Annotated in this window: 17 protein-coding genes; 14 read left to right on the forward strand and 3 right to left on the reverse strand. The window is 35.2% G+C overall.

Annotation, left to right across the window (positions count from 1 at the left end):
• Nucleotides 1-148 precede the first annotated feature (148 nt).
• From ASE40_RS16690 to ASE40_RS16705, 4 genes are all read left to right on the forward strand, one after another.
• Entirely contained in the window at nt 149-634 is a 486-nt protein-coding gene (locus ASE40_RS16690) for a DUF4280 domain-containing protein (protein WP_057119813.1), read from the forward strand.
• 12 nt (nt 635-646) lie between these two features.
• Nucleotides 647-2,938: a hypothetical protein gene (locus tag ASE40_RS16695; RefSeq protein ID WP_057118266.1), complete on the forward strand. Its 2,292-nt coding sequence runs from the start codon at nt 647-649 to the stop codon at nt 2,936-2,938.
• Nucleotides 2,939-2,945: 7 nt separating this feature from the next.
• Nucleotides 2,946-4,103, forward strand: a complete 1,158-nt coding sequence (locus ASE40_RS16700) for a hypothetical protein (RefSeq protein WP_128414987.1) — start codon at nt 2,946-2,948, stop codon at nt 4,101-4,103.
• A 160-nt stretch (nt 4,104-4,263) separates the two neighbouring features.
• A complete protein-coding gene (locus ASE40_RS16705) occupies nt 4,264-4,497 on the forward strand; it encodes a hypothetical protein (RefSeq protein ID WP_057118268.1) in 234 nt (77 codons plus the stop codon).
• A gap of 89 nt (nt 4,498-4,586) precedes the next feature.
• Here the strand turns inward: ASE40_RS16705 and ASE40_RS16710 are convergent, their stop codons facing one another.
• A complete protein-coding gene (locus tag ASE40_RS16710) occupies nt 4,587-5,330 on the reverse strand; it encodes an SDR family oxidoreductase (RefSeq protein WP_057118269.1) in 744 nt (247 codons plus the stop codon).
• Nucleotides 5,331-5,657: 327 nt separating this feature from the next.
• On the opposite strand from ASE40_RS16710, the gene kaiC reads away from it, so the two are divergent.
• The 10 genes from kaiC to pgl all read left to right on the forward strand — a co-directional run bounded on the left by kaiC (nt 5,658) and on the right by pgl (nt 15,275).
• On the forward strand, nt 5,658-7,334 hold the full coding sequence (kaiC, locus tag ASE40_RS16715) for a circadian clock protein KaiC (protein WP_057118270.1): 1,677 nt from the start codon (nt 5,658-5,660) through the stop codon (nt 7,332-7,334).
• Nucleotide 7,335: 1 nt separating this feature from the next.
• A complete protein-coding gene (locus ASE40_RS16720; protein ID WP_057118271.1) occupies nt 7,336-7,629 on the forward strand; it encodes a circadian clock KaiB family protein in 294 nt (97 codons plus the stop codon).
• 3 nt (nt 7,630-7,632) lie between these two features.
• Complete coding sequence (locus tag ASE40_RS16725; protein ID WP_057118272.1) at nt 7,633-7,932, forward strand: circadian clock KaiB family protein; 300 nt, start codon at nt 7,633-7,635, stop codon at nt 7,930-7,932.
• 1 nt (nt 7,933) lies between these two features.
• Nucleotides 7,934-9,190 (forward strand): sensor histidine kinase, encoded by a 1,257-nt coding sequence (locus ASE40_RS16730; protein ID WP_057118273.1) that lies wholly within the window; start codon nt 7,934-7,936, stop codon nt 9,188-9,190.
• A gap of 1 nt (nt 9,191) precedes the next feature.
• On the forward strand, nt 9,192-9,596 hold the full coding sequence (locus ASE40_RS16735) for a response regulator (protein ID WP_057118274.1): 405 nt from the start codon (nt 9,192-9,194) through the stop codon (nt 9,594-9,596).
• A gap of 123 nt (nt 9,597-9,719) precedes the next feature.
• Complete coding sequence (locus tag ASE40_RS16740) at nt 9,720-10,055, forward strand: winged helix-turn-helix transcriptional regulator (protein ID WP_057118275.1); 336 nt, start codon at nt 9,720-9,722, stop codon at nt 10,053-10,055.
• Nucleotides 10,056-10,243: 188 nt separating this feature from the next.
• A complete protein-coding gene (locus tag ASE40_RS16745) occupies nt 10,244-11,317 on the forward strand; it encodes a calcium:proton antiporter (protein WP_057118276.1) in 1,074 nt (357 codons plus the stop codon).
• 282 nt (nt 11,318-11,599) lie between these two features.
• Nucleotides 11,600-13,009 (forward strand): NADP-dependent phosphogluconate dehydrogenase, encoded by a 1,410-nt coding sequence (gene gndA, locus ASE40_RS16750; RefSeq protein ID WP_057119815.1) that lies wholly within the window; start codon nt 11,600-11,602, stop codon nt 13,007-13,009.
• A gap of 27 nt (nt 13,010-13,036) precedes the next feature.
• The gene (gene zwf / locus ASE40_RS16755; RefSeq protein ID WP_057118277.1) at nt 13,037-14,575 is read left to right on the forward strand and encodes a glucose-6-phosphate dehydrogenase; all 1,539 of its coding nucleotides are present in this window, start codon (nt 13,037-13,039) and stop codon (nt 14,573-14,575) included.
• Complete coding sequence (gene pgl, locus ASE40_RS16760; RefSeq protein WP_057118278.1) at nt 14,559-15,275, forward strand: 6-phosphogluconolactonase; 717 nt, start codon at nt 14,559-14,561, stop codon at nt 15,273-15,275. Before zwf ends, pgl begins: the two co-directional genes overlap by 17 nt.
• 939 nt (nt 15,276-16,214) lie before the next feature.
• On the opposite strand, the gene ASE40_RS16765 is transcribed toward pgl, so the two are convergent.
• Both ASE40_RS16765 and ASE40_RS16770 read right to left on the reverse strand, forming a co-directional pair.
• The gene (locus tag ASE40_RS16765; RefSeq protein ID WP_057118279.1) at nt 16,215-16,775 is read right to left on the reverse strand and encodes a hypothetical protein; all 561 of its coding nucleotides are present in this window, start codon (nt 16,773-16,775) and stop codon (nt 16,215-16,217) included.
• Between the two features lie 2 nt (nt 16,776-16,777).
• Nucleotides 16,778-23,956, reverse strand: a complete 7,179-nt coding sequence (locus ASE40_RS16770) for an RHS repeat-associated core domain-containing protein (RefSeq protein WP_057118280.1) — start codon at nt 23,954-23,956, stop codon at nt 16,778-16,780.
• Between the last annotated feature and the right edge of the window lie 7 nt (nt 23,957-23,963).

Here is a 23,963-nt window from a genome sequence, read left to right on the forward strand (position 1 = left end):
GGTTGGGGGTTTGTTTTTGGGTGTTGGTTTGGGTGGTTTTTGTTTTTTCTTCTTTATAAAAATTTTTTTTGTAAGTAATTTATTTCATTTTAATAAATTTCATATATTCGTTTTATATAAGATTTTATTTACAATTAAAAATTTAATTATGAGCCAAAAACATGTTGTAGTACATGGTGCTACATGTAGATGCCAATTTAGTGTAGAACCCACAACTGACATACTAGAAGTAAGATCGCAAAGCAAACATTTTGCAAATGATAAAAATGCAGACAAAAAACTTATCGCTAACACTAAAGATATTGGCAAAACATTAAAAGCAAATACTTTTGGAAAATGCAAAAAACAGCCATCTGGCAATGACTATCTGCCATGCCAGGCTGTAATTACAGAATGGCAAAATTTTTATAAAAAAGTAACTCTTAGTAATCAAGGTAAAGTACTCATTGAAACAAGTACAGCAAGCTGTGCTATAGGTGGTACAGGGAGTATTTCTATACTCAAACACGGACAAAAAGCAGAAATAAGCATACAAAATGTTATGAGAGCTAAACCGGTAATAAGCAATATTCTAAATCCGTTGGTAAATATGAAAGAATTCCAAAACGACTTAATTGAAGATGATATACTTTAAAAATGAATTGTAATGCCAGACTTTAAAATAATCGGAAATCCAAATCCAACCGTGGGCGAAAAGCAGACCTATTCTATTCAAGATAATTTTACACCTAAAATTCCATTAAATAATTCGCACGAAAAACAAAATATCTTTACACAAGAAGTCTATTGGTCAATTTATCAATTAAAAAACAATAGCTGGATTCATAAACCCAAAAATGACAAGAAAGGTCAAACTGTAGATTACAGCTTTTTTCAAGCAACACTTGATTATGAAGGAATAAGACTTATTGCCAAACGTGGAGAGGATAAAGCGATAATGGAAATAAAAACCAAGAAAAGCATCGAACGTAAAATTGCACATGTAGATTTTTTAGATGCTGACTGGAATAAACCAAAACGTCCGTTTGCTTATGGAGACAAAGTAATAGTACGAGTACATTGTGTAAATTTAGATCGATGTCATGGCACTGTTACGTTATGGGAAAATGATGCGTCGAAAAAAGCAAAGCGAACTGATATCAATAAAAACAATAAAGCTACAACTTTACCCCTGTACATTGAAGACGGAAAGGGGGAAGTGCAATTTTTCTTAACTCCTGATTTTGCGGCAATGGCAAATGCACAGTCGGATCAAAATAATAAAGACGAAGGACAATTTCACGAATACTATGTTACCGTTGAAATTTTCAACCAAAAAACATTTGAAAGTGAAAACATAAATGTTACAAACCCCGATTACAAAAATAGAGAGTCTCAAAATTCAATTCCAGCAGAAAAAAAAGGTCCTTCTGAAAAAGAAACACATGGAATTAAACCCACAGAAAGCATTTTCGACTATCTGGAATCTAAAATCAATGTTTTAACTGAAATACGTCAAATTGGTGACAGTGTTAGAGAAACTCTTAATAAAGTATTGACAGTAGATGATCAAACTTCTACCGAAGCAAAAGAAAACATCTGCTCTTGCAAAGAAAATAATTTCTACTGGAGCAGCAGATTAACTTGCGACGAACGTAAAAAAGTGCTTGAGGTATGCGCAAAACTTTGGGGAGAAGATAAAAAGAAAGAAAAAGCAAGTGAGCTAATGGCAATTATGCATCTTGAAACGGGTGAAAAAAACATGTTTAAACCTTATGCTGATAATGGAGCTGACTATTCTGGTTTAATACAATTTAGTGATGCTTCAGCCAAAAAATTAGGTACTACAAGAGCTGAGCTAAAGAAAATGACTTTTATAAAGCAAATGGATTATGTTCATGATTATTTTGCTTCAAAGAAAGAAATATCAAACATGGTAGACTTGTATTTACATGTTTTAAAACCTAATGCGGTAGGAAATGGAAACGATCCTGATTATGTCCTCTTTGATGAAAGCATTTCGGTGCCAGATGGAGACGGAAGCCAAACAAGTCTTGAACAGAGAAAAATAAATATTGGGAGAGAACCTTGGGTAACAAAATATGGTTATTCGTCAAATCCTTCTTTCATGAAAGGTGAAGAACATACAAAAAGAAAGAAATGGGTTTATACCAAACAGCGTTACGATGACCGCTGGGGATTTATTAATGGAAAAACAACGGTTGCTGATGTTATTTTGGAATTAAACGAAGCACATTATAATCCAGGAGCTAAAGAACTTTTTATTGGCGTATGTGAGAATACCACAAAAGAAGAAAATCCAAAAGAAAATACAGGAGAAAGAGCGCCTTGGATGAAAATAGCATTAGATGAAGCAAAATCTTACGGAGGTAAAAATGAAAGTACAATTGATACACGAATTCAAACATATCACAAAGATGGAGGTAGTAGTCCAGGCTCTGGAAACGAAACAGCTTGGTGCTCATCATTTGTGTGTTGGTGCATTGAAGAAAGTGGAAACCAAAGTCCAAAATCAGCAGGATCAAGAATGTTTTTAGATAGTAAAAAAGTTGAGAAATGTGATCCTTTTTATGGTGCAATAGCCATTTTTTCCGATTGTGATTCAACAGGTACAAAATTACAATCATCAGGTCATGCAACTTTTATATTTGGCGAATTGTCTGAAAAAAACATTTATGCATGTCTGGGAGGAAATCAAGGAGATATGTTAAAAATATCTAAGTATGATTGTAGTGGAAATGTTTTTATTTCTTACACAACAAAAAAGGGAGTAAAGCATTATAAAATTTTTAGAGGTTTTTATAAACCTCGAGGATATGAAATTAAAGAAGTAGACAATTTAACTAAATCTGATAAGTACACTTCTGCTGATGAAGCAAGTAAAAAAGTACTTAAATTAAATATTAAATCAAATGAATCAGGTGAAAGCTCTAGATAATAAAATTATGAAAAGTATAATAATGTTAATTTTCTCATTATTCACAGTCATTTTAAGTTGTCAGAGAAAAGATGAAAAAATAAATAAAATAAAAAAAATGGAATTAAGTAAGATAGAAGAAATACTAAAAAAACAACTAGAGAGTGGAGCATCCGCAGATTATGGAAGCTTTGATGATTATAGAGAAGAAGACTTAACAACTTTAATACATATTGAAAATAATATTTTAAAAAATTCCGGCTATATTTTTCCGTCACAAAATCAATTTTCAGATAAAATAAATTCGATTTTTAATAGAGTAATTGATCCTACATCAACTTCAAGTTTTTTAAAAGTTGATTTATCTATTCCCTGCGATAAAAAAATTGATTTTAAAGTATGGACTCCTGATTATCCCTATATATATATATCTAAAAAAAGACATTTCATAACAAACTTTTTACCTATTCCTGAGATTATAAACTATGAAAAGGAATATCCAAAATTATCTTACATAGAAGACAAAACTTTTTATGCAAAAGACGAAATTGAACAATCTAAAATTGAAATTAGAAAATGGAAGAATGTAAAGAATTTAGAACAAAACCGTCAATCTAATATTCAAGTATTGATAAATCGCAACAAATATCTTTTCAACGATAGTAAAGCCAGCTTAGTTTGGCTAAAATTTAATGACGAATACTTTTTAGAATCGCTAGTTAAGGTATTTGGTTACATGGAAGATAAAGATTTATTAAAATGGGTTTTAGACAGAAGCTTAAGTGATGATAAATCTAAAGAGGAGGAATTTTATAAAATACTAGTCACAAAAACCTGTGATAACAAATATATTTTCCATAAAGAGGTTTTTGAAGTAATGACTCAGGCAGATGATAAAAGCAAAAAAGAATACCTTTTACTTTTAAAAGGAAGAATAGATTTACCAAAGCTTCATGACCTTAATTTTAACGAGGCGGCAAAAATCGAGGCGCTTTACTGTTATTATGCCACAAAATTTACGGCAAGTATTGAACAAGGTGATGTGTATGCTTTTTTTCCAAAATTAAACGACCCCAAATTTGAAGAAGAATTTAGAAAAAACAATTATTACAATATTTCTGATTTTAAAAAATTATATGATGATACTAAAAATGGCGGTATTTGGTTACATGGTATGCCTGAATAGCTAAATAAAACATACAACTTTTCTTATAATTATAATAATCCAAATTTAATATACTTCTTGCCCATGTGGTATGGTGGCGGCATTGGAAACAACCGTAGCGCTTCTGTAAGCGTAGGACACCTTAGCTACGTGGGTTTTATATTTCCTAAATTACAGAATTATGAGTACCAAAACCCTTTCAAAAGAAGCCGAAATCGGTCTAATGAATTTCTTCAATGACAGAATTGACCCACTCGATATGGCCAGAGCCATAAGCCAGGTAAATCTAACCCTAGCGTTGGGCGTTCTAAACGATCAGGAAAACATTCAGCTAAACGCTGCTAAACTTGGAGACAGCTTCTATTGGCTAAATGAACTAGCCGAAATTTTAGATCCTTATCTGGATTTGGAGTAAAGGTTTATTTCTTTTGAAAAAAATTAAAACCCTCAGTCTTTTAAAAAAGATTGAGGATTTTGTTTTCAATAGAAGTCTTTTTTAATAATTCACCCCAAACTCATTCCACCATCCATAATAAAATCAGCACCAGTAATAAAAACCGCAGCATCACTACTCAAATAAGCAACCATTTTAGCGGCATCTTCTGCCCTTCCCATTTGTTTGAGCGGGACTTTTTCTATTACGACATCCATAATACCTTTAACGGTGGCTTCGTCTAGACCTACTTTGTTCATGACTTCGGTTTGGGTTGGTCCTGGACTTACTGAATTGACTCTGATTTTTCTTGGCGCTAATTCTAATGCCGCCGATTTCATTACTGAATTCAAAGCCGTTTTACTTGCCGAATAAACGGAAGATCCCGGCCCCGGCATACTCGCTGTATTCGAAGAAAGAAAAACTACTGAAGCGCCGTCTTTCAGAATCGGAATAAATTTGCTGAGCGTGAAATAAGCTCCTTTAAGATTGACATTCATAATATTGTCAAATAGTTCTTCTGTGGTTTGTTCGATTGTTCCTAAACCTGCAATTCCAGCATTGATAAATAAAATATCTACCAAACCAAAATTAGCTTTTACCTGAGCGGCCAGGTTTTCGATATCCGAAATATTTGATTGATCTGCTGTAATGGCAGTAACATTTAATTCTGAAGCTGCTTTTTCTATCGCTTCCTTTCTTCTTCCTGTAATAATAACCTGTGCACCGTGCTCTTTTAATTGTTTGGCTGTAGCATAACCTATTCCGCTGTTTCCGCCCGTTATTACTACAATTTTATTCTCTAAATTGTCCATTTGTATGTCCTTTAAAATTAATAAAGCAAAGATAAATTCAAATTGGTATAACTTTGTAACCAGTATCATAGAGTATACCAGATATGGATTTTAACAGTAAAACAGCAGCAAAAAATCAGTTTTATTAAAAACGGAGAATTTAGTGTTAAATATCTACTAACTATAATGCCGTTTTTAGGTTAAAAAAATCCGATTTATTTAGATATTTCATTCATTTATCTTAATTTATTTCTAAAACTTCATTAAACAGCTGTTAAAAGTTAACAAGAATTAATTGAAAATCTTCGAAGAAAACGTATATTTGAGATAACACAGAATTATATTATCGTGCAAGAAAAAACAAAATCACATAGTTTTATATTTCCAAAAACTCCAACTGGAGTCGACGGACTAGACGAGATTACAGGTGGCGGCTTTCCTAAAGGACGTCCAACTTTAATTTGCGGTGGTGCCGGATGCGGAAAAACATTGTTGTCTATGCAATTTCTTATTAAAGGAATTACAGATTACAATGAACCTGGAGTTTTCATGTCTTTTGAAGAACCTTCGGATGACCTTACTTTAAACGTTAAATCGCTTGGCTTTGATTTAGAGCAGCTTAAAAAAGATAAGAAACTTGTAGTAGATCATGTTCGTGTCGAAAGATCAGAGATTGAAGAAGCAGGTGAATACGATCTCGATGGCCTTTTTATTCGATTAGGTCATGCCATCGATTCTATAAAAGCAACCCGTGTTGTTTTGGATACGATCGAATCTCTATTTGCAGGTCTTGACAATCAGGCGATTCTTAGGGCCGAATTGCGAAGATTATTCCATTGGCTCAAAACGAAAGGTGTAACAGCAGTTATTACAGGAGAACGCGGTGAAGCAACATTAACCCGCCAAGGTTTGGAAGAATATGTTTCGGACTGTGTAATTGTTCTCGATCATCGTGTAATTGAGCAGGTTTCGACCAGAAGACTTCGAATTGTAAAATATAGAGGTTCAACGCATGGAACAAACGAATATCCGTTTTTAATTGATGAGGATGGAATTTCGGTTCTTCCTATTACATCATTAAAATTGGACAACGAAGTTTCATCAGATGTAATTCCGACGGGCGTTCCTGGATTGAACGAAATGTTTAATGGCGGCGGATTCTACCGTGGCAGCAACATATTAGTTTCTGGAACGGCTGGAACGGCAAAAACTACAGTGGCTTGTTATTTTGCCAATGAACAGTGCCAAAAGAACGAAAAAACCATTTACTTTGCGTTCGAAGAATCGCCCCAGCAATTGGTTCGCAACATGAAGTCAATTGGGATTGATCTGGACAAACATATCAAGAAAGGCATTTTGCAAATTCATTCGTCACGTCCATCATTAAATGGTCTTGAACTGCATTTGCTTACGCTGCGAAAATTGATCAAAGATTTTCAGCCAACAACTATTATTATTGATCCAATTAGTAATTTAATTACGGTCGGAAGTGAACAAGAAGTGAGATCTATGCTCGTAAGACTTATTGATATGCTTAAAGCAAATAATATTACGGCATTGTTTACATCTTTGAACAAACAGACGGATAATTTTAGACCTGATCTGGCAGAAGAATCTGTTTCGTCATTGGTAGATACTTGGATCACAGTTCGTGATATGGAAGGTGTAGGCGAAAGAAACCGCGGTATCTTTATTATCAAAGCCAGAGGAATGGGGCATTCTAATCAGGTTAGAGAATTTGTTATAACCGGCAACGGAATAGAATTATTGGATGTAGAATTAGGACCACAGGGAATCCTGACTGGTGCTGCGAGAAAATCACATCAATTCAAGAAAACTATTTCTGATATTAAACTTCAAAACGAAATTAGCCGAAAAGACAGGGAAATTGAACGTAAACGCAAAGTCCTTGAAGCTAATATTGAAGCTTTAAGAAACGAATTTGAATCGGCAGAAGAAGAATTAAGCATCCTGAAAGCAACAGAAGAATTACAGGCTAAATTATCTTCTAACAAAAACAAATAAGATGAAAAAAGAAGTAGCCGAATGGCAATTATTGCTTTACATAGCAGGGCAAACGCCAAAATCGATCAAAGCACTTGAAAATATAAAAAAGTATGCCGAAGAACATCTTAAAGGAAAGTACAGCATCGAGATTATCGATTTGCTGAAGAATCCGCAATTGGCAGAAGGCGATCAAATTTTGGCTGTACCTACTTTGGTGAGAAAATTTCCTGAACCAATACGTAAAATTATTGGAGATCTTTCTAATGAAGAAAGAGTGCTTGTAGGACTTAATATCAAACCTATAACTGCTTAAATTATGGAAGATTCATCTGATGGCACTAGTACAACCAAACATAAATTCATACTTTTTGTTTCAGGTATGTCTGTTAAATCAGGACATGCAATCGAAAATTTGCGCAAAATCTGCGATACATACCTCACAGATAATTATGAATTAGAAATAATAGATATCAGCCGTGATAAAGAGCAAGCCGTGATTCATCAAATTGTAGCTATTCCTACATTGATAAAAACGCATCCAGAACCTAAAAGGATTATTTTAGGGGATTTATCAGATAAAGAAAAAGTATTGTACATACTTAATATAAGCGAATAATTTGGAAGACAACAAAAAAAATATAAACGCATTATTAGCAGAAATTGAGTCGCTAAAGGAAGAACTTTATGAGTCAACCAGCATCATTAATGCTATAAAGCAGGGAGATGTCGATGCGCTGGTAGTAAGCAGCAATGGAGTTCCTGAACTTTACTCTCTCGAAACTGCAGATTATACCTATCGTCTTCTTATTGAAAAATTTGGACAGGGCGCGCTGAGCATTTCAAGAAACGGACTTATACTCTACTGCAATGAGTATTTTTCTAAATTGGTCGGAATACCGTCTGAGAAAATAATTGGAAATTATCTTAATGAATATTTTGCTAATCAAGAACAGTTTACTCAGTTAATTGAAGCACTTCGTTATGGCATTAACACGCATGAGATTCTTTTAAAATCAGATAATGTTGAGAAGACTTTCCCTGCATATATCGCTTTAACAGATCTTGAGCCTGCTGTGGAAGCTATTGGAATCGTGATTACCGATTTAACCGAGAAGAAGAAACACGAAGAAGCTTTAATTCGGCATCAGAAGGAATTAGAAGAAAAAATACACGAATTGAATAAAACAAACCGTAATCTGGAGGAATTTATTCACGTAATCTCACATGACCTTAAGGAACCGCTTCGAAAAATTGTGATGAATACCGGCAGAATCGACGGAAGTTATTTTAAAGAAGCAGACACGAAAGCGATAAATGTTATGAAATTATCTGCCCTTCGATTGAATTCGCTGGTGGACGATTTAGTTTCGTATTCCTCACATACCGCGCAGGAAGAACGCACAGAAATAAACCTGGAATCTGTAATTTCTGAAGTAATTGAAGATTTTGAAATTATAATTTCTGATAAAAATGCGAAAATTAAAATTGGAAAATTACCAATCATTAAAGCTTCCAGAGTTCAAATGAGACAGCTTTTTTCTAATCTGATCTCAAACGCCATTAAGTACGGCAAAGCCAACACTCCACCAGTAATAGAAATTTTTCAGGAAGAAAATTTAAATTCTGAAATACCAAATCAAAATAGTAAATTTGTAAAAGTTCAGGTAAAAGATAACGGCATTGGAATGGAAAAAAGTCATTTGCTGAAAATTTTTATCATTTTTCAGCGTCTGCATGCCCGAAATGAATATTCAGGAAACGGTATCGGTCTTGCCATCTGTAAAAAGATTATGGAAAACCACTCTGGAAATATTACCGTAGAAAGTAAATTGAACGAAGGCACAACATTTAATCTTTACTTCCCAATCTTATAAAATGCCAGAAAAAAATAATTTACATATCATAATCGCCGAAGATGACATTGATGATGCTGATGTTATCACAGAAACTTTTACAAAAAATCCACATTTCAGCAAAGTAAGCCTTGTGGCTAATGGCGAAGAACTGCTGAATTACTTAAAAAATACTTCAAACGAAAGTCCTGACGTTATTCTTACCGATATCAATATGCCTATTATTGACGGAATTGAAGCTTTACAGGAAATTCTGAATACCAATGAATTGAAAAACATTCCGTGTTTCGTTTATTCGACAAGTATAAATCCTTCATACAAGGAAAAATGCGATGATCTGGGCGTAAAAGCCTATCTTATTAAGCCGTATTCTTTTGAAGCTTTCGCGGAAATCCCAAAAACTATTTTAAGTATTATTGAAGCTTAATTTCATTTTTTATCCTGGAGAAAGCTTTTCTTTTCCATTATTTTAGGATTAGAGAACAAATTTAAACCGTAAAATGGTATAACTTTGTAACCAATTATTTTTCCTAATTTAATGGAACTTAGTATGGAAAGAAATCAGAAGGAAGAAGTACAAGCACTTCAAGATACATTGCACGTTTTGGGCGGTAAATGGCGGCTGCCAATTATCAATTCAATCTGTAACGGAAATCATCGTTTTAGAGAAATCGAACGCAGTATTCCGGGAATTACTACACGCATGCTTTCGAGAGAACTCAAAGAAATGGAACTCAACATGCTGATTAAAAGAACCGAAGACCGCGATGCCGAAATTCAGGTCAAATACGAATCCACACCCTATTGCAAATCATTTGGTCCTGTTATTGAAGAAATGATCAAGTGGGGAAAATCGCATCGCGAAGAAATCATTAGAAAATCCTAAAAATACCTTTAGTCCTTTATCGTAAATTGACCATTTTTGAATCAAACAAGATACAAATGAACTTAAAAAGTACTTAAAAATGTAGTTTTTTAATCAATTACAGCCATAAAAGCTTTATCTTACATAAGTAAAAAGCCGATTCTGTTGGCCCTATCGGCGCATATTGCTATAATTTTAAAAAACACAAAATGAAACAATTATTACAGTGGACCATCATTATTCCAATTTTATCATGGGTTCTTTTTTTCAGCGGTCTTGTTGAAAACAGCAGTATCTTTCAAATTATTGCCAGCATTTTACTTATTCTTAGCGTTATGTCTGCCGTACATCATTCTGAGATCATTGCAGAACGTGTTGGAGAACCGTACGGAACAATTATTTTGGCCATCTCGATAACTGTTATTGAAGTTTCAATTATTGTGTCATTAATGATTTCTGAAGGATCAGAAGCTGCGTCTTTAGCCAGAGATACGGTTTATGCCGCAACAATGCTTATTTTAAACGGAATTATAGGTCTATGCCTTCTTATTGGAAGCATCAAACATTATGAACAGAATTTTTCGACTTCGTCTGTAACTATTGGTTTAGTTTCGCTGATTTCTATAATCGTATTTACTTTAGTATTTCCCACTTTTACAGAAAGCGTTCACGGTTCTTACTACTCAAAGCCACAGCTTATTTTTGCGTCTATTGCGTGTCTGGTTATTTACGGTTCTTTTTTGTTCGCACAAACCAAAGGCTACCGACAGTATTTTCTAACTAACGGAGGTGACGATGAAGCTAAAACGCACCCAATTGAAATCAATAATAAAACATTTTACACGAGCATGGTTTTTCTTTTGGTTAGTTTAGGAATCGTGGTATTACTAGCCAAAACCCTATCGCCAACTATCGAAACTATTATTATCGGTTATAATCTTCCCAAATCTTTAGTTGGGGTAATCATTGCGATAATTATTTTGTTACCCGAAGCTATTGCAGCCATAATCGCAGCGAGAAAAAATAGACTTCAAACAAGTTTAAATTTAGCTTTAGGTTCTGCCCTCGCAAGTATCGGATTAACAATTCCAAGTGTTGCGGCGGTTTGTATAGCCATGAACATGCCGATTGTTTTAGGACTTGATATTAAATCTATTGTACTTTTGGCTCTATCGGTTTTCACCGTAATGCTATCTTTAAGCAAAGGAAAATCCAACATTGTTTATGGAGTTGTGCTTCTAGTGAATCTATTTGCGTTTATGTTTCTTATGATTTATCCTTAAATGCTTAAACACATAGAAACATAAAAATAAACTTTAAATACTTTTTCAAAATCAAAATAAGCGTAATTTTTACACATAAAAAGTATCACAATAAAGACTAAAAGTGAACTATTTTACTCCTTACTTTTCAGCATTTTTCTCTAACTTAGCGCTCTACATTTTGAAATGTAAGATTAAAACAAACTTGTTTTTCTGCAAAGCATTGAATGAAAAAGAATTACCATACTTTCTCTTACTTTTTGCTGTAAAACATTCTTCTAATAATTTAGTTAATTGAAAACTATGAACAAATTTGATTTTGGAATTGTAGGACTTGGCGTAATGGGTCGTAACCTACTTTTAAATATCGCAAGCCACAACTTTGCGGCTGCAGGTTTAGACTTAGACACCGAAAAAGTCAATTCTCTTCAACAAGAAGCCGATGCCGACCATACTATTGAAGCTACAACAGATGTTAAACATTTTGTAGGACTTATTCAGCAGCCTAGAGCGATTATGCTGTTGGTTCCAGCTGGAAAACCAGTAGACAGCGCTATTGCGAGCTTATTGCCTCACTTAGATAAAGGAGATATTATAATTGATGGTGGAAACACATATTTTACTGATACAGACAGAAGATTTTTAGAATTATCTGAAAAAGGTATTCACTTCTTCGGAATGGGAATTTCAGGCGGAGAAAAAGGCGCGAGATTCGGTCCTGCTATGATGCCTGGAGGAGATCAAAAAGCTTACGAAAGACTTCGCCCTATTTTTGAAGCAATTGCTGCAAAAGTGGATGGAGAACCTTGCGTAGAATATCTTGGAAATGGTTCTGCTGGAAACTACGTAAAAATGGTTCACAACGGAATTGAGTACGGAATCATGCAATTGATCTCTGAGATTTATGACCTGATGAAAAGAGGTTATAATCTAGATGATACCACTATCCAGAAAACTTTTGAAGAATGGAACCAGACTCATGATCTTAAATCATATTTGATTGAAATTACAGCAAGCATCTTAAAAGAAAAAGATGAGGATGGAAGTCTTTTGATCAATAAAATTTCAGATTGGGCTAAATCGAAAGGAACAGGAAAATGGACTTCGCAAAACGCAATGGATTTACAAGTTCCAGTTCCAACTATCGATGCTGCAGTTGTTATGCGCGATATGTCTAAAACAAAACCAGAAAGAATTGAAGCTTCTAAAAAACTAGTTTGGAACGGCGAAGCATCTGAAGTAAACACAAACGAAGCAATCGAAGCTTTAAAATCGGCTTTATACCTTTCTATTGTTGTAACTTATGCACAGGGATTAGCGCAGCTTTATACAGCTTCTAAAGAATATAACTACGGATTAAATTTAGAAACTGTTGCCAAAATATGGCGTGGCGGCTGTATCATTCGTGCTAATATCTTGGAAGATTTTAGAAAAGCGTATGTCACAAAAGCAGATTTACCAAACTTACTTTTAGATTCAGGAATTGCTTCTAAATTAAATGATAACCAAGCCGGAATGAGAACTGTTATTCAGTTTGCTGTTCAAAAAGGATTGCCTGTGGCAGGACTTATGAATTCGTTAGCTTATTTTGATGCTTACAGATCTGCAAATCTTCCAACAAACCTGATTCAGGCACAGCGTGATTATTTCGGAGCTCATACGTACGAACGTATTGACAAAGAAGGTGTATTCCACACACAATGGTCTGAATAAGAAATTAAAGCAACACAACTACACACAATGACTAAAAATAAACTAAAAAATCCAACAATCATTGTTATTTTTGGAGGAACCGGAGACTTGGCAAAGAGAAAGCTCTTTCCTGCTTTTCAAAATCTGTACCTTGACGGACGTTTGTCTGAGAAGTTTCAGATTATTGCCCTTGGAAGAGCAGAAAAATCCAATGAAGATTTTCGCAGTTATGTCTTAGAAAACCTAAATGCTTTTTCAAGAAAAAAAGGAATTTCTGATCCAGAAACTGAAAAATTTCTTTCTCATATCACTTACCACAGTCTTGATATTGACAAAGAAGAATCGTATATCGGATTGAACGAGAAAATCAACAATTTTGACCTTGCTTTTGGTGAACGTGCCAATCGTTTGTTTTATTTGTCGATTACTCCTTCTTTTATCTCTACCATTTCTAGTAATATTAAGAAAATAGGCCTTGCAGCAAATTCAAAGCAGGATCGTATTATTATAGAAAAACCTTTTGGTTATGATAAAGCTTCTGCAATCGAATTGAATGAAATGCTTTCGCAGACTTTCAAAGAAGAACAGATTTATAGAATCGACCATTATTTAGGGAAAGAAACCGTGCAGAATATCTTGGCTTTCCGTTTTGGAAATTCAATGTTCGAACCTTTATGGAGTCGTAATTTTATCGATTTTGTTCAGATTACCGTAGCAGAAGAAGTCGGTGTTGAAGAACGCGGCGGATTTTACGAAGGAGTTGGCGCCTTAAAAGATATGATTCAGAACCATTTGCTTCAAATTTTATGTATGACTGCAATGGAAGCGCCTGCATCATTAGCAGCAGATGATATTCGTAATCGTAAAGCAGATGTTTTAAAATCGATTCGTCGTATTAAACCAGAAGAAGTTGACCATTATATTGTTAGAGGTCAGTACGATGCTGGAACTATCAACGGAAAACCAGTTCCGGGATATCGTCAGGATAAAGGGATTGCACCAGATTCTAATACCGAAACTTACGTGGCAATGAAAATTTATCTAGACAACTGGAGATGGCAGGGAATTCCTTTTTACTTACGTTCTGGAAAAAGAATGGAAGAAAAACAATCCTCTATTATTATCCAGTTTAAACCAGTGCCACATTCTGCATTTTCTTATGGAAAAGAAGGCATGACACCAAACCGACTGATTATCAATATTCAGCCTGCAATGGATATTAAATTGCAGTTTATGACCAAAAAACCAGGTTTATCTCTGGCTTTAAGACCTGCCGAAATGGTTTTTGATTATTTCGCCTGCTCTACAATGTCACCAGAAGCTTATGAAACGTTGCTAGCAGATGCTTTAGCAGGAGATCCTACCCTATTTATGCGTTGGGATCAGGTAGAAGAAGCTTGGGATGCTATTGATACAATCCAGCAAGTATGGAAAACAACTGCGCCAACCAATTTCCCAAATTACAAAGCAGGAAGCTGGGGACCAGAGGAAGCAGACGAACTACTGGCACGTCAAGGACACAAATGGATTCCGAACACACAAAACGTTAAAAAAGAAGAAGAAGTTTTAAATGATACAGATATTTAATAATACAGAAGAAATTAATATTGCAGCGACTGACCTTTTTGTAGAATCGGCACAAAAAGCAATTGCTGCAAAAGGTAAATTTACAGCCGTTCTTACGGGAGGTTCTTCTCCTGCAGGAATCTATAAATTATTAGCTTCTGATACGTACAAAAACAAAATAGACTGGAGTAAAGTTTATATTTTTTGGGGCGACGAACGCTGGGTGCCTTTAAACGATGATCTTAGCAATGCTAAAATGTCTTACAACACTTTATTAAGCCACGTCCCTATTCCGCAGGAAAATATCTTTGAAATGTACAAAGACGGCGTTACGCCAGAAGAGTATGCCGCAACATACGAACAGACTATTAGAAAGGTTTTAGGCGAAGAAGGAAAATTTGACCTTATTCTATTAGGTATGGGAGATGACGGACACACTGCCTCTCTTTTTCCAGGCGAAGCAGTTTTAGAAGAACAAACTAAATGGGTTGACGCTTATTATTTAGCGCCTCAAAAAATGCACCGTATTACGCTTACTGCTCCGTTAATCAACAAAGCAGAAAAAATTGTTGTAGTGGCTTTTGGAGAGAAAAAAACACATGCTTTAAAAGAAGTTACGACTGGAGAATTTAATCCGACTTTATATCCAATGCAGTTGATTAAACCTGTTTCTGGTGAATTATTGTTTTTAGTGGATAAGATTGCTGCTGGAAAGAATTAAGAAATTGTTTTTACAATATATTTATTAAGGTTTATACTGAAAAGTGTAAACCTTTTTTGATTGCAAAATATATTGTTTTAATTAAAGCTACACGCAAATTTGTTTAGATTTAAGCTTACTAAATTCAACTTCTAATTCACTTATTTTTTACATCTTTGAAAAAATGGCCCGCCTTAATCGGATTTACAACACTGTAAATCAACGAAAAAGGAGGCTAAAAAAAATAAAAAAACTCCATTAATAAATGCTGGCAATGTGCCGATATTATGATTTCATCTTCTTCAAATATTTTGGAGTGAGTTTTTTTATTTTTGATTTAAATTGTAAATAGAAATGGTCCTAGCTAAATCTTTTATTTGGTAAACACTCTTCATTATAATTATATAATTTATAAGTTTTTCAATCCCTTTAAGCCAATATTATATTTGTTAGAATCAATTTTTAATTTAACTCTATTAAATTTTAAATGGCCATCAAAAAACAAAAACCTTTAGATCTTACGATTTAAAGGTTTTTCTGCTTTTACGATAAACTGTACCTATCAGTGTACCTCTTCTGAAAAATGATGGATAATGCCCGTATTTAGCGGGATTGCAATAAAGACTGCGGTGCTCTTCATCCGCAGCAAATAAATTTTAAAATATATCGAAATTGCTATAAATGGACGCTGAGACTTTCGTGCGGCAATCATGCACATCATTTTGTAAACTTCATATCTTATTTCACGCAAAATGCTAAGGCGAATTTTAAAAATCCTAACTAATCTGAAAATTAGATTTAAAAAAAATAATTAAGGGTGCAAAAAATGCCCCCTTATCTTTGTTTCCAATTTTCGATAGTATATCCACTTCTTTCTTTGCATAAAAATGAAGAGACAGCAGATTTGGTGCCTCTTCATATCTTATATCTATCCTTTACCTTTTAATAATATCAAATGATTTAAACATCCCCTAACATCTTCCTGATTTTTCCCTGAATAATCCACACTGATGCTAACGGAAATGAAAACAGAATAAAATTACCCGAGATATCACTAAAATAAACCTTTTTTTCCAAATCTAATGTAGCTAAAAGCTTGGAAATAAAATAGCCATTATAAGCGAAAGATACTACCCCTATAAACTGAATAAAACCCATAAAACCAATTATGTTAATATTGGGACTCTCCCCGCTATCGATAAAACTAAAAATATAAGCAACAAAAAAAATGAAATTAAAAACTGTAATTAAGTTTACTAATAAACTTATCTTAAAATTTATAAAATCAATTTTAAAATTATTATTTTTTTTATTATTATAAAGAAATCTTACAGCAGCATTTAACCAATAAAAATAAGGGAAACATAATAGCCAAAAGATAAAAAATAAAAAATAATACAACCGTTCATCTGAAACAGCTTGAACAATGTTCACAAGAGCAAGCTGCATTATTATAGGAGTTAATACTAAAAGTAAAAAAATCTTCCTAGTGCTTAGAGTTAAAAAATAATTTATATTCATATTTAAAAGTTAAATTTCCATCCTGCTTTAATATTAGCAAATCCTCCAATACCAATCCCTGCAGAGACCCCTGTGTCTAATCCAATATAAATTTGGTTTCGATAAATATCATTTTGCACAGAATATTCAAATGAAAAACCAAATGCACTGAGTGCGATAGATTCAAATCTACTTTCACCAATATTGTATTTAAAATCAACACCAAGTCCGTAACTTGCTGCAAATTCAAAAAAATGATTTTTATTATATGTATGATTTAATTGATTATTTTGATAGTCAAGTTTATGACTAAATTCTCTATATTCTCCAATCCTTAAACCAAACACCTTATTAAATGGTGTAAAATCTACAAATGTACCAATTCTTGCTCCAGTTTCAGCTTCAAAATACTGATTTTTAGTAACCCACGAATCGTATAAAAAATCTGTAAGAGGTTTACGTTCCACTCCTGGCGGATCAATTTGATGCATTGCATGATTCAAACCGCTAACGACTAGTCCTGTCGCAGCTCCCTGCCAAAAATTACCACCTGTTATCGCAGCTCCTAAACCACCAGAAACAGTTCCAAAAGCAATCATCCCAATTGTATTATTTGCTCCAATTGCGCCACTTATCCCTTGATGTGAAAAAGTCTGTGTGACAAAACGCCCCTCTGTCAGATTAGCATTCGACTGAAAACTGGTTTCTGTTGTGGCTCCTCCCCTCCATACGCTTGATGCAATACTGCTTAAAGCACCAGCCGCAAAGCCGCTCCAGAATTTACCTCCAGAAATTGCAGTCATTGAACCTTGGAAAGTTCCATGCGCAGCTGCACTAAATGCAGCTTGTGAATAAAAATTGGTAAACATACTCGTGGCCGCACTTCCGATACCAAAAGTTACTGCCGAACTCGCAGCTCCAATAAATGTAGCCTTTACTAAACCTCCAACATTAAATGGAACGTCAGCAACTAATGCCGTAATTGTATAAGTCAACGCAGCGATAGCGGCACCGATTCCGACAGCAATTGCTAATTCATAAGATTCACCACTTGAATCAGTATACTTTAATGGATTATTAAGAACATAGGCGTACTTATTGTAATTCTGCGTATTATAAGGTTCCTGCACGTAATTATCCGGCTGCAGGAATCGATGCAGTTTTGGGTCATACAAACGGCCGTTCATATGGATAATGCCGACACTCTGCAGATGCTCATGTCCGGTATAACCTCTGTCCAATACCGTTAAGCCTGAAAGTATATTCCCTGCCCCATCCTGTACTTTTACCACCGCACCCCAGGCATCAAACAGTCTTTTCTCTACAACTGCACCGTTCTGGTCACTTACCGCAACAATAGTTCCCTGATAATCCCTGTGTAAATATAGATAATTCTGGGCAGTTCCGTCACTTTTTAACACGACAGGCGCACTGTAGCCGTCGCCTCCTATATAGGTCACAAATTCGATCCCACCAGTAGCGGTGTTATGCTTGATTTCCATGCTGCCGTCAGCTGAATAATGCTTGCGGTAAGTCCTCTGGAGTTTATCTTCTTGAAGACTTCCATAAAACATAGAACTTCTATCGTTACCGTCATTATAAGTGAAACTTATTTTATCTACTCCTGTTTCTTCTATTTGAACAGGACTTTTAAAGGTATTATAGGTCACATTTAACGCTCTGGCTGAAGTCGGCGCATCATTTGTTTTTCTTATTTGTACATCATCAAACCAAACGCTGCCTGATCCATTGTTATCCAGACGAATATTAAGTTTTTTAATATGGGCTGGAACAGTAACAGTTTTTTCCATTTTAATCCATTGATTCTTAACATCGGTAATAATATTATCAACCACGCTAAAATAACCTGTTTCTGTTGGTGTTTTCATAAACAACAGCATCTCCGCTTGGGGATTATCTGAATATACCCACGCTGAATATGTATATTGTGTATCAACTGCATTATCAATATTTATCCACTTATCGCCATGAACATACTGTTCAATTGGTGTCGGGTTTTCAATTTTTAAAGATGTTTTACCTGTATGTGATTTTGTTGTATCGTAAACATATACTGATGTAACAGGGTGTCTAACAATACCAAACCCCGAACCTTCCTCCATACTATCATTATAAATCCCTTCTCTATTGGTATAATAACCAGTGGCTTCCGGAGTTGGAACTATCGCTTTGTTTTGATACGTTTTAGATCCGTCGTATTCATACGTTCCTATATTATTCTGGGTAATTCTTCCTTTATCATCATAAGTTTGTGCAACTTGAATTCCAAGTCCGTCAGTATATTCCGTTAAGCGGTCAAGTCCGTCATATTTAAATGATTCATTTCTATTGAATAAACTATTGGTGCGGCTGTTTAAATTCCCTCTTTTTATTTCAAAATCGGTATTAAGTGTCATTATATTGGTAACCGTAGGGCTGGTTTTATCATGCTTGATCTGTCTGACATAACCGTACTGGTCGTAAGTATTGGTGACAGCAATTCCGTTTCCTAACGTTCCTCCTGTAAGCTGTGCCCTCTCGTTTAATGAATTAACCTGCCATAAGACCTGCTGTGTCTCATCGTCGACAATCTGCCATGGAAAGCCGTTCTGGTAGATGTTTTTCACTGTTTTTGAGCTTGTCTTGCCCGATGCCGATGCTGTTGACGTTTCTTTCAGGATTCTTCCCTGCGTGTCAAATGCCATCTCTTTAACAAAAACGGCATAAGGCGTGGTTTCCGTGGTTTTATATAATCTTTTTAAACTGTCATATTCATAAACATTTGTCGTGGATTTTCCCTCTATATTATCTAGAAAAGTCGTACTGGTTATCTGGTTTAATGAGTTATATGCGTAAGTTGTTTTACTTTTTGTAAGAGTTCCTGAAATCGTTTTCTCGGTTGGTTTCCCTGCAGGGTCGTATACAAATGAAGTTGTGCCGTTTGGAGTGCTTTCTGTCAGCAGCTGCCCGAAAGCATCATAACTGTATGTGTATATTCCAGCACTCGGATCTGTTAATTTAATTTTATTTCCCCATCCGTCAATTACTATCTGGACTTTGTTGCCCTCATAATCAGACTCCTTTAACTGGCCGTTAGCAAAATAAGTAAAGTTTATTGTTCCTCCAGGGTCTGTAGTCTGTATCTTATTGCCTAAAGCATCTGCTGTGACAGTTGTAATCTTACCATCATCACTGCTGGTGGTTGTTACGCCTGAATAAGTAAAGGTCTGTATTTTTCCTGTAGGAGCTGTAATTTTTGTAGGTCTCATTAAAAAATCATACTCGTAGCTTGTCCATAAGCTTGGCGCAGAAAAATAGGCCTCGCTTTCTTTTTCTTTTCTGCCAAGACCATCATAAACAGTCTGTCTGGTTATCATCGTATTGACTGCAAATCCTTTTGCAGAGTTTTTAACCACTCTGCCCAGAACATCATATTCTGTAATCGTCTTTGCATCCAAGCTGTTTGTCGTCGTAACCGTATAGCCTCCCGTGCTTAGTTTGGCATAGACATTTGTGGTGGTTATTGGTATGGCAGAAGAGCCTGTCACTGTCGAATAGGTCAGCTTGCCCCAGCCGTCATAGGTAAAGTCGCTGACAACCCCCATATAGTCTGTCGACTGGGTTACCTGCCCTAAATTATTATAGGTAAAATTAGTCACAAATCCCTGATGGTCTGTTTTCTTGATAACGAAGCGCTTGGCTGCATCATACTCATCGGTAATTGTTCTGGGTGCCGGGGCTGGAGATGCTGTTGGAGCTGATACTGTTTTTGTAAGCAGATTACCAACATTATCATAAGTCATATCTTCAACAATAGCATAGGTATTATGTCCCTTCTTCTCTGTTTTGACTAAATTAAATCCAGAGTAAGTATAGGCTTCTTCAGAAGTACGTGTGTCTCCTGAAGCATAGTTCTGTGCTGTTGAAACGATTTTTTTAGGTCTTCCAACATAATAATCAGCCCCTGCTCCTGTCGGGTTATTATCATACTCAGTATCAACTGCATTACTCCCCTGAAGTGACGAACCGCTGTAATGCTTTGTTACGCTTCTAACTTCTAATCCATAATAATTGCCGCTGTCCACGCCGCCATCATATGAGTAAACAGTCTCTGATTTGATGCCTGTTAAATGATCTTGAATTGTTTGTTTACTCAGTAAAACATTATAGACACCATTATTAGAATCTGTTGCACCTGCACTTGGCGCGGCTGCAGCTGTCGGTGATGCAGTAAATTTACTACCGTTAACTGCACTGGCTGTAAAGCCCGGCTGTAAAATAATCTGCGGCGCATTGTAATTAACTGCCAAATCATTACTGATAGACGATAAAGCTGTAATTTTATTTCCTGCTTTAAAGGTCTGGCCTGTTGTAACGGCATCTGTAATGATCAGATTATCTGGAACAGAGATTGAAGATACTGCATCGCCCCCTCCTTTTACATAAGTTGTGAAGACATTGGTTTTTGTAGTCAGCAGATTAGTTGGGACATTGTCAAACACTGTAGATCCTGTAGTGCTTGTCCATGTAATGGTATTGGCTCCTCGCAGATTTGGATCATTATACTGAGTAGTCCATATTTTTGAATCAGATTCAGATAAGTACCAGCTGCTTCGTGCAGTCCTTGTAAAGCCTACAGTTCCATAATTGAAATTCGAAACAAAGCCTCTGTATCTGAAATCCTGATATTTGGAAATTCCATTAATTGTTGCAGTAAGCTTAGAAACCAGATAGCTGTCTGAATTTCTAATAATTTCAATATTAGGGTAATTAACTCCATTTTCTGAAGAATAAAAATCACTGGAGACAATTCCCAAACCTCCATTGAAAGCCACCATCGGTTTGTATTCGATCGTCTGTTTAATATTTCCGTTAGACTCGGTAACTGTAGCCAGCCTATTTTCAGTATCTACATTTTTATTGAACTGGTAATATTCAATTTTATTATAATGACCTCTAACAACAACTAAATCGGTATTAGCACCATCATATCTGTAATTGGAAGTTACCGGAATAGGAATATCTGGCGAATTTGAGAAAAGAACTCCTGAATTGTAACCTGATGTAAATCCAGCTGTTCCCACCTTTCCAATATTATTTACAAAACCACTTACCTGCCATTCGGTGTCATGGTTATTAATTGTCCAGCTGTCTTTAAAGTATTTTCTCCAGACACGCACCAGATCTGACTTTCCGTCTTTATTAATATCCATCGCATAATAATTGCTGAAATGTCTCTGCGTATTATATGTCGAACCGGTATCCGGCCAGTATTCTACTATGCTGTGAGATTCTTTAACAAAAAAACTTCCCCCTGCTGGATTTGGATTACTGTAATAAATATGCCAAACTGTTTGTCCTGAACCGCCTTCAGTGTCTGGCAACATAATATCTGTCTTTCCATCTCCATTGTAATCACCCAGCAGCATCTGTTTGGTTTTAGAATATTTATCTAAATTACCTTCACCTATAACTTCCAGAGCTATCCAAGGACTTACTGTCAACTGTTTAAAACTTATTATTTTAAAAGTTTTATCTTCATTAATAACCAAAACATCTGACTTACCATCCCCATTAAAATCAGCCACATATCTCCATAGAGAATTTAACAAACTTGTATTCAAATTTACAAACCCATTACTTGCTAGTTGAGTAGAGGCATTACTATCTAAATTCAGCCAGTAAGTATTTGACGCTACTGGATAAACCCCAGGATCACAATCACATACATTACCTTGATATTCGTCCCAATAACATCTCTCAGCGTAATGAACTGCACTTGTTTGCATATTGAATATTACTTCACTAATTCCATCGCCATTAAAATCTCCTTCAATTAAGTCACTAACAGAATCAAATCCAACATTTCCACTGTTAAATTCATTTAAGTACACACTATAACCACTATCGTTACTTTGACAAGTAAAACTTCCCGCTGTTCTCTGATTATTTATTTGTACTGTTTTAGTATAATAATTATTGAAAGATCCATTATTTAATTGATAATATTTAAAATCAATTTTATTTAATTCAGAAATCGGAGTGATTACTGAATGAAATTGATTGATTTTGTTATTTGTTAAAGTTTTAGCTGTAAAAGAATAGTAATGAAGCGTCTGATTTGGTATCTGAATTGGCGCATTTCCTGTATCACCCTCAAACAATTTTGTAAAAATCTGACTATTAGCAACAAAATCCAACCTTCCATCTCCATCAAAGTCACCAGCCAAACTTATTCTATCAAATGCGAGGTTATTATTATAACTTTTCTCTGTTCTTTCCTGATTTGAAGGACTTGAAGCATAAGTGAATGTTACAGGATTTGATGCTTCAATCTGGCCGTTAATTTCCTGAATACTTTTGATACGTTCATAACCTAATGAAGTATCTGTATCATGCTGAATCTGATAATTTCTAAATAGGCTGTTATTGGAATATACCTGTACGCTTTCTAATATCTGAGAGGCGTAAACAGCTTGTCCCTTCATATAATCCCTTTCAATACGTTTGGACAATCTATAAAGAAATGTAATTTTATTCTGCGCAGCTATTCCGGCTGCGTTATTGCCGCTAAAAGTTATGTTATCAATATAAAGCTGATTGGTACCGTTATAGATAACTGTTTTATAATTGTAATCTATAAAATTACCGTTTACATCCTCATAATGTACAATGTACCAAGAATTTAAAGAAACTGAATTCTGAAGGCTTCCAGATCCTTTAGAACCGTACCAGCTTCTGGAGCCATCTGGAGCCGTTACTATAAAATACATCGTCGTCCCTTCAACCTTTAGCTCTATACGGGTGTTGCTTTTGTACTCCGTTTCGTAAGTGGATCCCGGTGCCCAGTATGTACCTGATTTTATTAAAAGACGCTGGCCGTCTAAAGCCAATTTGTCATTATCATCAAAATCAACCCCGTCCACAAAACCGTCTATATCGCGTCTGGTAGCAATTCTGCTTATTGTTGAAATACTGTTAATGCTCCAGCCCTGTCCCGCTATGCCGCCTCTCACTCCGCTGCTGTAAACCAGATTTATTGCAGGAGCAACGTTCTTGATGCTAGGAGGGACAGCAATAGGAAGCGTATAGATTGCAGTTCCCGATGATGATATCTGAAGTTCCCCTTTGGTATCGGCAAAATTCTGCGAATAGGAAGAAACTGAAAATAATAAAATAATGAAATAGTAAAATTGTTTCATATTCAAT

The sequence above is a fragment of the Flavobacterium sp. Root935 genome, from assembly GCF_001429295.1.
GTDB lineage: Bacteria > Bacteroidota > Bacteroidia > Flavobacteriales > Flavobacteriaceae > Flavobacterium.